General features: G+C 58.8%; 14 protein-coding genes. 2 read left to right on the forward strand and 12 right to left on the reverse strand.

The window, feature by feature from the left end:
• Positions 1-678: 678 nt before the first annotated feature.
• From LGH74_RS04760 to allB, 7 genes are all read right to left on the reverse strand, one after another.
• Complete coding sequence (locus LGH74_RS04760) at positions 679-2115, reverse strand: DUF6986 family protein (protein WP_226172719.1); 1437 nt, start codon at positions 2113-2115, stop codon at positions 679-681.
• Between the two features lie 60 nt (positions 2116-2175).
• Positions 2176-2514, reverse strand: coding sequence for a hydroxyisourate hydrolase (gene uraH, locus LGH74_RS04765; protein WP_226172721.1), 339 nt, complete (start codon positions 2512-2514; stop codon positions 2176-2178).
• The gene (gene uraD / locus LGH74_RS04770; protein WP_226172723.1) at positions 2511-3020 is read right to left on the reverse strand and encodes a 2-oxo-4-hydroxy-4-carboxy-5-ureidoimidazoline decarboxylase; all 510 of its coding nucleotides are present in this window, start codon (positions 3018-3020) and stop codon (positions 2511-2513) included. Before uraD ends, uraH begins: the two co-directional genes overlap by 4 nt.
• 4 nt (positions 3021-3024) lie before the next feature.
• Entirely contained in the window at positions 3025-3285 is a 261-nt protein-coding gene (locus LGH74_RS04775) for a hypothetical protein (RefSeq protein ID WP_226172725.1), read from the reverse strand.
• Between the two features lie 20 nt (positions 3286-3305).
• Positions 3306-4052, reverse strand: coding sequence for a (S)-ureidoglycine aminohydrolase (gene allE, locus LGH74_RS04780; RefSeq protein ID WP_226172728.1), 747 nt, complete (start codon positions 4050-4052; stop codon positions 3306-3308).
• The gene (locus LGH74_RS04785) at positions 4053-5315 is read right to left on the reverse strand and encodes an allantoate amidohydrolase (RefSeq protein ID WP_226172731.1); all 1263 of its coding nucleotides are present in this window, start codon (positions 5313-5315) and stop codon (positions 4053-4055) included. It lies immediately after the preceding gene.
• 127 nt (positions 5316-5442) lie between these two features.
• The gene (gene allB / locus LGH74_RS04790) at positions 5443-6786 is read right to left on the reverse strand and encodes an allantoinase AllB (RefSeq protein ID WP_226172735.1); all 1344 of its coding nucleotides are present in this window, start codon (positions 6784-6786) and stop codon (positions 5443-5445) included.
• A 219-nt stretch (positions 6787-7005) separates the two neighbouring features.
• Between allB and LGH74_RS04795 the strand changes: the two genes are divergently transcribed.
• Positions 7006-8415 (forward strand): urate hydroxylase PuuD, encoded by a 1410-nt coding sequence (locus LGH74_RS04795; protein WP_226172740.1) that lies wholly within the window; start codon positions 7006-7008, stop codon positions 8413-8415.
• Between the two features lie 107 nt (positions 8416-8522).
• Here the strand turns inward: LGH74_RS04795 and LGH74_RS04800 are convergent, their stop codons facing one another.
• Entirely contained in the window at positions 8523-9122 is a 600-nt protein-coding gene (locus LGH74_RS04800; protein WP_226172743.1) for an FMN-binding negative transcriptional regulator, read from the reverse strand.
• A 230-nt stretch (positions 9123-9352) separates the two neighbouring features.
• On the opposite strand from LGH74_RS04800, the gene LGH74_RS04805 reads away from it, so the two are divergent.
• Entirely contained in the window at positions 9353-10198 is an 846-nt protein-coding gene (locus LGH74_RS04805) for an urease accessory protein UreD (RefSeq protein WP_226172746.1), read from the forward strand.
• Between the two features lie 241 nt (positions 10199-10439).
• On the opposite strand, the gene ureG is transcribed toward LGH74_RS04805, so the two are convergent.
• The 4 genes from ureG to LGH74_RS04825 all read right to left on the reverse strand — a co-directional run bounded on the left by ureG (position 10440) and on the right by LGH74_RS04825 (position 14106).
• Positions 10440-11192, reverse strand: a complete 753-nt coding sequence (ureG, locus tag LGH74_RS04810; RefSeq protein WP_226172749.1) for an urease accessory protein UreG — start codon at positions 11190-11192, stop codon at positions 10440-10442.
• Between the two features lie 45 nt (positions 11193-11237).
• Positions 11238-11909, reverse strand: a complete 672-nt coding sequence (locus LGH74_RS04815; RefSeq protein ID WP_226172752.1) for an urease accessory protein UreF — start codon at positions 11907-11909, stop codon at positions 11238-11240.
• Positions 11910-12000: 91 nt separating this feature from the next.
• Entirely contained in the window at positions 12001-13716 is a 1716-nt protein-coding gene (gene ureC / locus LGH74_RS04820; RefSeq protein ID WP_226172755.1) for an urease subunit alpha, read from the reverse strand.
• A gap of 30 nt (positions 13717-13746) precedes the next feature.
• Entirely contained in the window at positions 13747-14106 is a 360-nt protein-coding gene (locus LGH74_RS04825; RefSeq protein WP_226172758.1) for a hypothetical protein, read from the reverse strand.
• Positions 14107-14190 lie beyond the last annotated feature (84 nt).

The following is a 14190-nucleotide window of genomic DNA, read 5'->3' on the forward strand; positions in this document are numbered from 1 at the left end:
GAAAAGGCATGAGAAATCCGGCGTGGCTTAAAAGCCGCGAAGGAGAAAACACTCGGAAGTGGGTGGGAAGCAGAGCCGGCCGCGTGGAACCGGTTGCGGTGGTGCAGCGCTAAAAAGAATTTCTAATCAGAGCAGGTCGGTGAAAAAACTTCGGAATCAATCAGTTGAAATTTCTATGACAAAGGTAAAGGCCAGAAACAGGCGTAGAATTAAAGGGATATTATAAGGTTATTAGATTTTCATTAAAGCATAATTAGAAAACGATAAGAGAAAAAAGTTATGGTTTTTGAGTAAATAGTGGGATAAAACAACTTTAAGCTTAATTTAATGCATTGAGTATTTATGGTGTATATGCATGAATATCAACAAGATATTTAAATTAAATTTGCCGCATAATGTTGATGGTTGTCGAAAAAATAGCTTTTAACATGCTATATGAAATTGCTTTAATCTGTTGTTAAAGCGTATTAATGTTGAAATTTAGCCGGTTCAGGGCTTCAAAAGTATAGTAGTATATTTTACTGGAAAGTACAGCGTAGATTAGCTTTCTCATCATAATACTAGCGAGAAACAGTGGGGTGCCAGAACGGACTGAGTGGCGGATAGCCACCAAAAAAAAATACCCCGCCAGCCATTCGAAAACGGCCAGCGGGGCATTGTAGCAATAAGGCGCAAAAGCTAGGCTTTCTGCTTGCGGCGGCCCTCCAGGATGCGGAAGAACGAGCGGGTCTGGATTTCTTCCAGCGTGAGGCCAGTAGCCAGTACTTCGTCTTCGGTAATGGCGCCGCAGTTCATAGCTTTCAGGAAGAAGTTGAGCAGGCCCTGACCCGTAGCGGCGTCGTCGAAGATGTCGCCGGTGAGGGTGGAAATGGCAGCCCGCTCCACAAAAGTTTTCAGCCGGTTCAGCGCGTCGTCGTAGCTGCTCAGGAAAAAGTTGTAGGTAGCCGCGTAGCGCATCGGCAGCTGGGCTGGGTTCAAATCCCAGCCCTGGTAGAGGCCGTTGATGAGCGAGTGGGTGGTGTGGTGGAAGCCCTGCCGCCAGGCGTTGTGCACCGAGTCGCGGTTTTCCTTGAGCTGCTCGAACGAGAGGTTGTCGCCGCGGTGGGGGCCGATGGGCATCACGTTGGTAGCCCCATCGGAGAGGAAGATGCCGGTGCCGCCCAGCGCCACCTTGGTCATGTGGTGGGCAAAGTCGCAGACGGGGTGAGCCATAGTCTGGTACTTGGCCGTAATGCCGGCCGAGGCCGTGTAGTCGTAGGTGCCGAAGTGGGCGGCCACGCAGCGGCCCTCACTGGCCCGGATGATGCGCATGAGCGGGTTGCGGCCTTCCTCATCCATGATGATCTGAGTGGCTTCCACCATCGTTTCCATCTGGAGCGTGCCGGCGGGCAGGTTGTTGGCCTGTTCGATGAGCTCAAACAGGCGTACCATCGTGGTCATCTGCTCGGGAATGGTCACTTTGGGCAGCATCACCACGAAGTTGTCGGGCAGCTTGCCGCCGGTTTTTTCCAGCAGCGTGGTCAGGAAAATATCCAGCGTGCGCACGCCCCGGGCCTTGAGGTCTTCGGTAAAGGGCTTGATGCGGATGCCGATGAAGGGCGACAAGGTGCCGTTTTCCATGCCCTTAGCTACTTCACCAGCGGCGCGCACGGCGGTTTCGTCTTCCTCCGCGTCGGGCCGGTTGCCGAAGCCGTCCTCAAAGTCGACCCGGAAATCCTCTACCGGCTCGCTCTGCAGCTTTTTGATGATCTTGTTGTAGACCGAATACGCCAGCCAGGCGTGCTCTTGCTTGCGTTCCTCGGGGCTCATGGCATCGAGGCGGGCGGTGAGGGCAATGATGTCTTTTTCGAGCGTGGGCAGGTGCTCGTGGCCTTTCAATTGCAGCACGCGGGCCAGCTCGGTGAAGTTGGGCGCGTAGCTTTTCAGGTTGTTGAGGGCAATTTCACCCATCCGCACGCAGGTATCCGACTTAAACAAATTAGCCCCGCCGTACACGGTATGCACCGGCTGGCGGTCGGGTTTGTCGCCGGGGTAGGTTTGCTGGAACTGGCGGTTGGCTACGCCGAGCTGGTCGAGCAGCTGGCTTTTTTCGGAATCCTGAAGGCTAAGTTTCATATGGGAAGAGTAGGCGGGAATTTGAAAAGTGGGGCAGCTAAGGCTAGAAATCTCGCGGAATCAGCTGCCGCGGTAGGTGCTGTAGCCGAAGGGGTTGAGCAGCAGAGGAATGTGATAATGCTCGGCAGCCAATACGTTGAAGACGATTTCCACGAAGGGGTAGAAGTTAGCCGTACCCTGCTGCTCGAAGTACTCCTGGGTGAAAAACTTCATGCGGTAGGTGCCCAGCGGCAGCTGCTGGTCTTTGGGCAGCAAATCGGGAATCCGGCCATCGGGGTTGGTGCGGCCCCGGGCCAGCTCCTGCCAAGCTTCGCCGTGCAGGGCGGAAAGAGCAATGGTGACGCCCTGCGCCGGGCGGCCCAGGGTAGTATCCAGAATGTGGGTCGTAATCTGACTCATGCGGCTAAGAGTTTTTCGAGGCGGATGCGGGTGATTTTGTCCTGCTCGCCCATGGCAATGTGAATTTCATCCTGGAGCAAGTTCGGCAGACGGGCCTGCAGCAAGGCCAGCATTTCCTCGGCCGACTTCCCCGTAGCGCACACGATAAAGATGTAGCCGAACTTCTGCTCGTACTCGTCATTACCGGCCGCCAGAGCTTCCAAGGTGTCCTGCGAAGCCTGCTTTACGGATGCCTGTTCCCCTTCGGCCCAGGTGCTGGTGCTGGCAAACTTTTCGCGCAGCGCGGCTACGTTGCCCCCGATTTTGGGATGGTGGGTAAAGGCCTCGCGCCAGTCGACCTCCGCGAGGCCGTACCAGATAGTTTTGGCCTGCTCAAACAGCGTATCGGCGTCGGCGACGGGGAAGATGCTGTTCATTTGCTCCACCCAAGCGGTAGCGCCGCAGCACTTGGCTAAGGCCTCGGCGCGGGCCGGGGCAGGGAGGGAATTGAGTTCGGAAAGGGTCATTGGGTTACTTTTCTTCTTGCCGCAGCTCCGGATGGCTTCGGGTGCGACTCATAAATTCGATGGTGCCCGAGTAGCGGCGGGCTTTTTCGGCCAGCCGGATTCCGATGCCGGAGCCGAGCAGTGCCACCAATAGGCCAATGCCCAGGCCCCACCACTCGGGCATATAAAGCCAGCTAAGCACGCCCAGAATAAGACCGAGGATGGTGGGCGAAACGAATACCTGCAGCCAGGCCAGTGCGGAAAGAAAACGGTGCAGAATATTCATTAGGCGTACATAGCGGCAGCTTACATTACCGTTGGGAAGCGGTTTACGTTCTTATAATAGATGTACACCGACGGCTCCTTGCCCATGGTAGTGGCCCACTGCTGGCAATAGGGCGCCATCCAGATCGAGTCGCCTTTCTTGACCGGGTACCATTGCTGGTCGAGCACGTAGATAGCCTGGCCTTCGAGGTACATCAGGCCGTGCTCCATGATGTGGGTTTCGACCATCGGCAGGTGGCCGCCCATGTCGTAGGTGAAGATGTTGACGGCCATATCGAAGCCCAGCTCGTTGGGAAGCAGCTCCTGAATGCGCAGCGCGTCGTCGTTCATGTAGATGGGCGCCTTGGCAATATCCCGCGCCCCAAACAGCACGCCGGGCGTTTCGTGGCCGGCCAGGGGCTCATACACTTTGTGGAAGGTCAGCACTTGGGTGCCTTCGGTGGGAGTGTGGAACCGGTAGCTCTTTTCCACCGGCACGTACACGTATTCGCCTTTGGCCAAAGTCTTTTCCTGGCCGTCGACGGATGCCTGCAGCTGGCCTTCTACCACGTAGAAGAATACTTGGGCGGCCTGAGTGGTGCCTTGTAGCTCGCCGCCTTCGCGCAGCGTAATCAGCGTCTGGGCCAGGCGGGCACCCATCTGCTCGTTGATGATGACGTTGACGGTGCAGTTCGTCCAGCCGGGCACGTTGCTGTTGATGTAGCCGTCGGGGGCAATAATGGCGTGGTTGTGCTTTACCACGGAGCGGGTCAGGGCGGAAATTTCCATCTAGTTCGAAAGGGAGTGTTGGTAGTGAGAGAAAAGCAGCTGCAAAAACCGCTCGGAAACCTGCACGGCGGCGGCCACGTCGGCCACTTCCACGTTTTCCAGCGGATTGTGGCTGATGCCCTTAAAGCAGCGGATAAACAGCATCGTAGCCGGCGAAACGGCCGAAATCGGCACCGCGTCGTGCCCGGCGCCGCTCACGAGCTGCACCACGTCGTGGCCCGCTTCGCCGATAGCCTGGGCCAGCAAGGTATTCATTTCCGCCGCGCAGCTTACGGGCGCCGTGTACTGAATCAGGTTCCAGTCGAGCGTCAACTGGCGCTTTTGGGCAATGGCCTGGGCTTTTTCGCGCAACTCCTCATAGGCCGTAGCCAGGCGGGCGGCGTCGGCGCTGCGCAAATCGAGACTGCACACCACCTCGCCGGCAATGACATTACTGGCCGAGTTGCGCACGTCGAGCTTACCGATGGTAGCTACCAACTCGTTCTTATTAGCCACACCAAACTGCTCGGCGGCCAGCACGAATTCGGCGGCGCCGGCCAAGGCATCCTGACGCATGTCCATCGGCACGGTGCCGGCGTGGCCAGCCATGCCGTGCCAAGTCAGCTCCACGCGCTGCTGCCCGGCAATGGCCGTGACGAGGGCCACCGGAATCCGGTTTTCCCAGAGCACCGGACCTTGTTCAATATGGGTTTCGAAATAACCCAGCCACTGGTCGGCGGCAATGGCGTCGGCGGCCAGCGTCTGCACGTTGCCGCCCATCGTGGTAATGGCCTGACTGAGCGGAATACCGTGGGCGTCGGTTTTGGTAAGTAAGTTCTGGTCGAAGGAGCCGGCTACTACTTTGCTGCCGAGGTAGGTGGTATGATACCGCACGCCTTCCTCGTCGCTGAAGGCAATCAGCTCAACGTGAAACGGTAATTCCACGGCGTGCTGCACCAATTGCTCTAGCAAATCGAGGCCCATGAGCACGCCCAGGGGGCCGTCGTATTTGCCGGCATTCACCACCGTATCGATGTGGGAGGCCATTACGAAAATTTTAGCTCCGGCCTGCCGGCTCACCAGCCGCCCGCGCACGTTACCGATACTGTCGATGTGTGTGCTCAGGCCGGCCGCGTCCATCCACGATTTGACCAGGGCGCTGCCCTGCAAAAAGGCCGGCGTACCAAATGTGCGTGTCACGCCCTGCGCATCTTCGCTGATGGCGGCCAAAGCCTCGATGCGGCGCAGGATTTTCTCGGCGCGGGAAGTGTAGTTGTCGTCCACCCAAATTGCGGGTTAAGGTTTGAAAAAGAAGCCAGCACGATGGAGACGCAACCTTGCGGCTCCATCGTTGCTGATGCTGTTACGGCGCGTTGCCAATCGTTCAACGAGGAGACGCAAGGTTGCGTCTCTACATCGTTCTATCGGTTAGCAGCTGGCCCTGGTTGAGTTGCACAAACTTCGGCCGCTCGTACACCAGCTGCCCGGCCAGCCACGTATGCTCGACCACGCCGCGCAGCTGCCGCCCCACGTAGGGCGACACCTTGTGGCGGTGCTCAATCATGTCGGCCGTCACGTTAAATGTCTGCTCCGGGTCCAGAATCAGCAAATCGGCATCGAAGCCCGCGGCAATCTGGCCTTTACGGTGGCTTTGCCCGATAAGCTTCGCCGGATTAGTGCTGAGCCAATTTGTCAAGTCGTTTAGCGTAGCGCCCCGTGGCTGCGCGGCCGTCCAGAGCACCGGCAGAGCCAGCTGTAGCGAGGCAATACCACCCCAGGCCGTGGTAAAGTCGCCGGTTTCAATCTGCTTGAGGTCGGGCGGGGCGGGGGAGTGGTCGGTGGCGACGAAGTCGATGATGCCCTGCTGTAGGGCGGCCCAGAGCTGGTCATTGTTGTCCTTTTCCCGAATCGGCGGGGCGCACTTGAACTGCGTCTGGCCGTCGGCAATGTCTTCGGCGTTGAAAAACAGGTAGTGCTGGCCGGTTTCCACCGTCAGCGGCAGGCCCTTCATCTTGGCTACGGCCACGGCGGCAATAGAATCGGCCGACGAGAGGTGCACAATGTGCACGGGGCAGCGGAACTCCTCGCAGAGCCGGATCATCAGATTCACCGCGTCGTCTTCCCAGTGCTTGGGCCGGGAGGCTAGGTAGTTCTGGTACGAGCGTTTGTCGCGCTGCTTCCACTCGGCGTCGTCGGTGGTTAGCTCGCAGTGTACCAGCAGCGGCAGGCCGTGCCGGGCCAGAATCGGCATTACTTCCCGCAAATCAGCCTCGGTAGCGTTGGGAAAGTCGTCGATGCCCGAGTGCGTCAGGAAGGCTTTGAACCCCAGCACGCCCCGGGCAATGAGGCCTTCAACCTCGGCCGCGTTGCCGGGCACGATGCCGCCCCAGAAGCCCACGTTGGTGTGCAATTGGCCCCGGGTAGCGGCCAGCTTTAGCTCGAAATTGGCTACCGACGTCGTTACCGGGGCCGAGTTCAGGGGCATGTCCACGAGGGTAGTGAGGCCGCCGGCCAGCGCGGCGCGGGTGGCCGTGTTGAAGCCTTCCCACTCGGTGCGGCCCGGCTCGTTGATGTGCACGTGCGGGTCGATGACGCCGGGCAGCACGGCGTGGTTCTGCACGTCAAGTATCGGGCAGCTTACGGCGGCATCAACGGGCAAAACGGCGACAATGCGGCCGTTTTTAATTAGTACCAACGCGGGCTGCTCCCCGTGGGGCAACACCACACGCTGGCTTTTTATGGCTACCTCTGACATACGGGATTTACTTTCTCTTTAAATTGGGGGCTTTTCCAAGCCAGTTCTCCCCGACTTTCCCCTCGCGGCACAGGTATTTATCTTGTTGTTCTGCGACCAGGAATCCGGCTTAGCCTGCTGCTAACGCCGAATTTTTGCCGGAAAGCGGCCTACTGGCCCGAAGAATCCTATTTCTCCCACCCTTCCCAAGGCCCCTTCCCGGGGCTGCTTTCTGATTGCATGACTCAAGTTTTACTTTTTTCTGCCTTCCTGCTGGGCCTCGTGCTACTGCTGGGAGCTACGTACGCGCTGCAGCGTTTTGCTAAAGTCGACAAAAGGGGCGGTAAGCTAGGGGAAAATGGCCTGACTATGCAAGGCTTCTCCTATGTTCTTATTCTGCTGACGGTTATTTACGTGCTGGCCGTGTTCTACATTCTCATCAAAGGCACGCCCTGGGAAGGCCATTTGATGGAATGGATGAACATTGTGGTGCGCCTGATGCACATCACCTTCGGCATTGCCTGGATTGGGGCCTCGTTCTACTTCGTGTTCCTGGAAAATGCCCTGAACCGCACCGATAACGTGCGCGACGAGCTGGCCGGCAACCTCTGGGCCGTGCACGGCGGGGGCTTCTACTACCTCGAAAAGTACAAGCTGGCCCCCAAGGAAATTCCCCGCGACCTGCACTGGTTTAAGTACGAGGCCTATTTCACCTGGCTTTCGGGCTTTAGCCTGCTCTTTGTGGTGTACTACTTCAACGCCGGCTCCATGCTCATCGACCCTAGCGTGCTGGCCATGGCCCCGCTCACGGGCGTGGCCATCGGCGTGGGCTCGTTTGTGGTAGCCTGGTTGATCTACGACGTGCTTTGCAAGTCGCCGCTGGTGAAGAAGGGAATGTGGTTTGCCTTGCTGGGCTTTCTGGTCATCGTAGGTTTTGCCTTCTTCTACTGCCAGGTGTTCAGCGCCCGGGCCGCCTACATTCACTTCGGGGCTATGCTGGGCACGCTCATGGTGGGCAACGTGTTCTTTACCATCATTCCGGCCCAGAAAGCCATGGTGAAGGCCGCTACCCTGGGCCAGCCCCTCGACCCGACGCTGGGTAAAAACGCTCTGACCCGCTCCCTGCACAACAACTACTTTACCCTGCCGGTGCTGTTCGTGATGGTCAGCAACCACTTTCCCAGCACCTTCGGCCACAGCCAGCCCTGGCTGATTCTGGCGGCCATTTCCCTGGGCGTGGCCGGCGTGAAGCACTGGCTGAACCTGCGCGAAAAGAAGCAGGCCACCACCTGGATTCTGCCCGCCTCGGTGCTGTTCCTGCTGGCCGTAGCCTTCGTTTCAGCGCCGCCGCGCCAGGCCGCCAATGGTGCCGCCGCCTGCACGCCTAATGTGAGCATTGCGCAGGTAAATGCCATTGTGCAAACCCGCTGCGTGCAGTGCCACTCGTCTAACCCTACCGACGACGTGTTCAAATCGGCCCCGAACGGCATCAAATACGACACACCTGAGGATATTATCCGCCTTCAGGACAAGATTATGCAGCGCGTGGTGGTCACTAAAACAATGCCCCAGAACAACAAAACCAACATGACCCAGGAGGAGCGCGACCTTATTCGCTGCTGGATAGAGCAGGGCGCCCAGAATAAGTAAGGCAAGTACAGCAGCCTCGCAACCACCGAAAAGGGCTGGCGGCTGTGCTTTAAGATTAGCCTAAATCGAGGAGCAAGGATGGGGCCTGCCCTGCGGTGCGGGGCTGCCTACTGAATGTAGGGCGCCAGCTCCCGCGCCGCCGAATCGTTGCTGGTGGCCAGGTGGGTGGCAATAGCGGCCCGCTCGGCCACCGACTTGTTCTGACTCAGCTTCTGCTGACCCTGCAGGGAAGTTACCTCCACTTCGAAGGCCACGATGCCGCGCATCATCCCCACTTTGTAGCTTTCGGGTAGGCTGTCCCACTGCGCCTGGTAGGCAGGCTCGTACGTGGCAATGAGCTGCTGCAAGGCCCGCGCCGTGTCGGCTTCGCTATCCAGCGGGCGCACTTGGCCGTAGGCGTGCACGGCGATATAATCCCAGGTGGGCACACTCTCCCGCTTGTCGTAGAGGGAGGGCGAAATGTAGGCGTGGGGCTCGGTAAAGATTACCAATACGTCTTGCCCGGCCCAGGATTTCCACTGCGGATTGGCCCGGGCCAGGTGGGAGGTAAGCCGCACCCGTGAGCCCTCGGCCGCGACGCTGAACGGCAGGTGAGAGGCAATGGGCAGTTGCTGGTCGATGCTGACCAGGGTAGCAAAGCTGTAGCGCTGCATGAAGGCCACGGCCTGGGCCTGATCGGTGAGCTGGAAGTTTGCGGGGATATACATCGGAGCAGGTGATGAAGGAAAGCGGGGCAGGGCGCAGCCGGGAGCCGCAAGGTAACAGTGCTTTAGCATCCGGAAGGTTCTTGGTAGAAAATCGGCAGGGAAGCTTTGCCCGCGGGTATTTTTCTTTTTGACCTTTCGCTACGACCATGCCGGCAGTATGGAATTGCGCGGTTACTTTGCCGGGCTCAACTCGGGGTTGGGTTGAGCAGAACGCGCTGAACACATACGGAATGAATTGGAGCACCGTGGAAGTAGCGCGGGTGCGGGGCCAGAGTCGCCTCATCACCTGCCACAACCGCCAGCCCCTAAAGCTGCTGAACCCGAAGTCGCCGACGCCGGCCTGCCACGTGGTGCTCAGCAGCTACGGCGGCGGCATGGTGGCCGGCGACGCCATCCGGCTCCGCGTCCACGTCGAAGTCGGGGCCCGGCTCTTCGTGAGTACCCAGGCCAATACCAAGATCTTTAAGTCGACCGACGGGGCCGTGGCCGAGCAGCACGTGGCGGGCACCGTGGCTGCCGATGCCCTGGCCGTGGTGTTTCCTGACCCCGTAGTGCTGCAGGCCGCCAGCCGCTACCGCCAAATTCAGCACTGGCAGCTGCACCCGGCGGCCACGCTGCTGCTGGTCGACTGGTTTCACTCGGGCCGCATGGATCAGGGGGAGAAGTTTGCCTTCACCAGCCTGCACTCCGAGCTGCGCGTGCACCGCGGCGAGAAACTGGTGCTGCTCGATAAGCTCAGCTTCGAGCCCGAGCACCACATTGCCGCCTCCCCCGCCAACTTCGCCGGTTACCAGACCTTCTTTTCGCTCTATGTAGTCGGAAATCCGGAAAGCACGCTTTTCCAGCGGCTGGCCGCTCGTCTGGAGCAGCAAAAGATGCCCGGCAGCACGGGCCCGCACTTCCAGATCAGCAGCCAGGAGTGCGTGGTGGCCGTGTCCAGGGCCAAGGACGACGTGTTTATTCTGCGGGCCGCCGCCCACAGCCGCGCCGCGCTGCAGCCGCTCTGTGAGCAGGTGCTAGCGGAGCTGGCCGGTGAGGAAATGCTGGGCTACAACCCGCTGCTGCGCAAGTATTAGCTTGTGGTAGAGAGGCGGGTTCGTATCCTGTCTATTTCCTCACTGTTCGAAAACGATTGTTTTGGGACGTTGAGGCGGCCTCACTGCTCCTAAACGATTGTTTTCGAGCAGTGAGGCCGCCTCACGGTCTGTATTTATTTGTTTTTGCCTTGTGAGGCCGCCTCACTGTTCGAAATCAATTGTTTTTGCCCGGTGAGGTTACCTCACTGCTCCTAAACGATTGTTTTAGGCCGTTGAGGACTTACCGCCGGTCTTCGCGCACTGAGGCCAGGGCGCGGGCCTTGGCGGCCTGGATATGGCCGATGATTTCATCCAGTCCGTGGCCGTCGATGGCGCGGGCGAAAAGGAAGGGGCCTTCGCCGCGCATCTTGCGCGAGTCGCGCTCCATGACGCCCAGGTCGGCTTTTATCAAATCCTTGAGGTCAATTTTGTTGATGATCAGCAAATCGGACTGGGTGATGCCGGGGCCGCCTTTGCGCGGGATTTTGTCGCCGCCCGATACGTCGATGACATAGATGGAATAGTCGACCAGCTCGCGGCTGAAGTGGGCGGCCAGATTGTCGCCGCCGCTTTCCACAAACAGATAGTCTAGCTTATTCTCGAAGCGCACCATCAGGCCTTCCAGCGCGTCCATGTTCAGGGAAATATCCTCCCGGATGGCCGCGTGGGGGCAGCCGCCGGTTTCGACGCCCACAATCCGGTCTTCGCTCAGGGCACTGTTGCGAATCAGAAAGTCGGCGTCTTCGCGGGTGAAAATGTCGTTCGTCACTACACCTAGCTCGTGCTCGTGGCGCATTCTTTCGCATAGGGCTTTGAGCAGGGCCGTTTTGCCGGTGCCCACCGGTCCGCCGATGCCCACGGTGAAGGCCCGCTGGCGAAAGTTGCGGTAGGAGGGCAGGCGGCGGGTTTCGCGCTGGGCAAAGTCGCCCGGCGACTCGTAGGCTTCGTGCTGGTGGCCGTGCAGCAGCAGGGCCAGCTTTTCGACAAATGCCATGAAGTGAAATGGTGAGGTGGTGAATGAGTGAGTTGTCGTTGTTTCTCAGTTCTGGAATAGCCGGGAGTAAATGTCCTCGTGCAGAACCTGGGCCACATCGAGTACAAAGGCGGAGCGGGTAGCTTCAGCGTAGGTTTTGCCCGCCTGGGCCGCTACAATATGCTCGAAGACGGCGTAGAAATCGTGTTGGAGCTGGTGGCCTTCCAAGGGGCCCAAAAAGCCCAGACGAATGGCAGCACTGAGCTGGTCGCGCAGCAGCATATGCAAGTACATTGTCTGGACCTGCTCGGCAGCAAAGCCGGCCCGCTGCAAGCCCAGGGCAAATACCAGCGTGAAGTGCAGGGGTATTTCCTGCTCGGCAAACCATTGACTGATGCCGCTCATGGCCGCGGCGGGGTAAAACGAGGTGAGCAGCTTGAGCCAGTTGCGGCCCTGTACTACACTGGCTTTGTGTAGGGCGGGTACCAGTAGCAGCGCCTCATATTCCTGGGCGGCGGGCCGCAACTCGTCTGTGAGGCCCAATTGAAAGCAGGAGTTGATAAAGGGCAATTCCAGGCTGCCGATTTGCTGGAGGTGGGAGTAAAGAAAGTTGCGCAGCTCCGATTGGGTGCGTACTAGCCCAAACGTAATGCTGCTTTCCAGCCCGTAGGAATAGGCAAACGAGCCCGTTGGAATGGACGAGTCGACGAGGTGCAGCAAGCGGGCAAATTGGGACATAAAGGGTAAAAGGTGTAGCGCAAACTGTGTAGTTCGCCTGTCAGAACGATTCTACCGGCGCGAGGACGCGAACTACACAGTTCGCGCTACTCTAAAACAGGCTGTAGAGCTGCGCCAGCGGCAGTTTCTTCGCCGGCTCACAGGTCAGATGCAGGCCATCCACCGTCACGCGGTAGGTTTCGGGGTCCACCTGGATATTGGGCAGGTAGTCATTCAGGGCCATGTCCTTTTTAGCCACCGTGCGGCAGCCCTGCACGGCTACCACCTGCTTCTGGAGGCCGTAGGTATTACGCACTTTTTCCACCGAGGCCGCCGATACAAATACCATCGACGCCTTGCCCATTGCTGAGCCCAACGCCCCGAACATGGGCCGGGAAAAGGAGGGCTGGGGCGTGGGAATGGAGGCGTTGGCATCACCCATCTGGCTTTGCGCGATGATACCGCCTTTGATGACCATTTCGGCCCGCACCCCGAAAAACTGCGGTTTCCAGAGTACCAGGTCGGCCAGCTTGCCTGCCTCAATGGAGCCGATTTCGTGGGCAATGCCGTGGGCCCGGGCGGGGTTGATGGTGTACTTGGCCACGTAGCGCCGGGCCCGGAAGTTGTCGGCGGTGCCGGCCGCATCTTCGGGCAGCGGGCCGCGCTGCTGGCGCATCTTGTGGGCTGTTTGCCAGGTACGGGTAATGACTTCACCTACCCGGCCCATGGCCTGGGAGTCGGAGCTGATAATACTCAGCGCGCCCATGTCGTGCAGGATATCCTCGGCGGCAATGGTTTCCTGGCGGATGCGGCTTTCGGCAAAGGCCACGTCTTCGGGAATGTTCTTGTCGAGGTGGTGGCACACCATAAGCATATCCAGGTGCTCGTCGATGGTATTGACCGTGAAGGGCCGCGTGGGGTTGGTGGAGGAGGGAATGACGTTGGGCTCCCCGCAGATTTTGATGATGTCGGGGGCGTGGCCGCCGCCGGCGCCTTCGGTGTGGTAGGCGTGAATGGTGCGCCCCTTAAACGCCGCCGTGGAGGTTTCGACGAAGCCGCTTTCGTTGAGCGTATCGGTGTGGATGCAGACCTGCACGTCGTATTCTTCAGCAATGGTCAGGCACTGGTCGATGGCGGCGGGGGTAGTGCCCCAGTCCTCGTGCAGCTTAAAGCCCAAGGCCCCGGCTTCCACCTGCTCGCGCAGGCCCTCGGGCTTGGAGGTGTTGCCCTTGCCCAGAAAGCCGAAGTTGAGTGGGTAGGCCTCGGTGGATTTGAGCATCATTTCCAGGTAGAAGGCGCCGGGCGTACAGGTGGTGGCCGTGGTGCCGGCCGCCGGGCCCGTGCCGCCGCCAATCATCGTGGTCAGGCCCGAGGCAAGGGCTTCGGGAATCTGCTGGGGGCTGATGAAGTGAATGTGGCAGTCGATGCCGCCGGCGGTGAGAATTTGGCCTTCCCCGGCAATAACTTCGGTGGTCACGCCCACGGTCATGCCGGGCGTCACGCCCGGCATGATGTGGGGGTTGCCGGCCTTGCCGATGCCGCTGATGCGCCCGTTCTTGATGCCGATGTCAGCCTTATAAATGCCGGTGTAGTCGAGCACCAGGGCGTTGGTAATTACTAAATCCAGTGCTTCGTCCTGACTGACACCGGCAGCCTGGCCCATCCCGTCGCGCAGCACCTTGCCGCCCCCAAACTTGCATTCCTCGCCGTACACAGTGTAGTCCTGCTCGACCTGGATCAACAAATCAGTGTCGCCCAGGCGAATTTTGTCGCCGGTAGTGGGGCCGTACATATCGGCGTAAGCGCGGCGGGAAATGGGTAGGGACATACGTGTATAGTTGAGAAGTACAGAAGTGGGTTACTGCCGGTTGCGGATGACAAAGTCCGCTATTCGTTCGTTTGCCTGCAGTTCCGGCCGTTCGTAGTAGTAAACAGTGTCGGTGTTATAGCTGACGGACTTGGCCGCCACAAGCACGTCGTTGCGGTAGTCTTCGGTGCGAAAAGCAAACAGCATGTAACCCTGCTCAATCTCATGCTGCAGATTCAACTCCCTTACGTTATCCGGGAGGTAGAAAACCGGTGCCTTAACGTCCGAATGCCACCCCTGAAAAAAGGCGGAAACAAGGAACACGTTAGAGAAGATAATTTCAAGTTTGTGGCTGTATGTTAAATCTTCACTACCAGCAATTATCAGCTCTGAACCATTGTAAGAAAGCACGTGGAAGTCAAGCCAAAGGTGTTTGCGAATCTCCTTGTCTATCTGTTCGACAATATGGATAATATCAGCCGCTCCAGTAGCTAT

It is taken from the genome of Hymenobacter lucidus, assembly GCF_020447265.1.
Classification (GTDB): Bacteria; Bacteroidota; Bacteroidia; order Cytophagales; family Hymenobacteraceae; genus Hymenobacter; species Hymenobacter lucidus.

What these genes read in the sequence shown, in the direction of transcription:
- LGH74_RS04760 (WP_226172719.1), bottom strand. Translation starts at nt 2,115, where the DNA reads ATGAAACTTAGCCTTCAGGATTCCGAAAAAAGCCAGCTGCTCGACCAG.
- uraH (WP_226172721.1), bottom strand. Translation starts at nt 2,514, where the DNA reads ATGAGTCAGATTACGACCCACATTCTGGATACTACCCTGGGCCGCCCG.
- uraD (WP_226172723.1), bottom strand. Translation starts at nt 3,020, where the DNA reads ATGACCCTTTCCGAACTCAATTCCCTCCCTGCCCCGGCCCGCGCCGAG.
- LGH74_RS04775 (WP_226172725.1), bottom strand. Translation starts at nt 3,285, where the DNA reads ATGAATATTCTGCACCGTTTTCTTTCCGCACTGGCCTGGCTGCAGGTA.
- allE (WP_226172728.1), bottom strand. Translation starts at nt 4,052, where the DNA reads ATGGAAATTTCCGCCCTGACCCGCTCCGTGGTAAAGCACAACCACGCC.
- allB (WP_226172735.1), bottom strand. Translation starts at nt 6,786, where the DNA reads ATGTCAGAGGTAGCCATAAAAAGCCAGCGTGTGGTGTTGCCCCACGGG.
- LGH74_RS04795 (WP_226172740.1), top strand. Translation starts at nt 7,006, where the DNA reads ATGACTCAAGTTTTACTTTTTTCTGCCTTCCTGCTGGGCCTCGTGCTA.
- LGH74_RS04800 (WP_226172743.1), bottom strand. Translation starts at nt 9,122, where the DNA reads ATGTATATCCCCGCAAACTTCCAGCTCACCGATCAGGCCCAGGCCGTG.
- LGH74_RS04805 (WP_226172746.1), top strand. Translation starts at nt 9,353, where the DNA reads ATGAATTGGAGCACCGTGGAAGTAGCGCGGGTGCGGGGCCAGAGTCGC.
- ureG (WP_226172749.1), bottom strand. Translation starts at nt 11,192, where the DNA reads ATGGCATTTGTCGAAAAGCTGGCCCTGCTGCTGCACGGCCACCAGCAC.
- LGH74_RS04815 (WP_226172752.1), bottom strand. Translation starts at nt 11,909, where the DNA reads ATGTCCCAATTTGCCCGCTTGCTGCACCTCGTCGACTCGTCCATTCCA.
- ureC (WP_226172755.1), bottom strand. Translation starts at nt 13,716, where the DNA reads ATGTCCCTACCCATTTCCCGCCGCGCTTACGCCGATATGTACGGCCCC.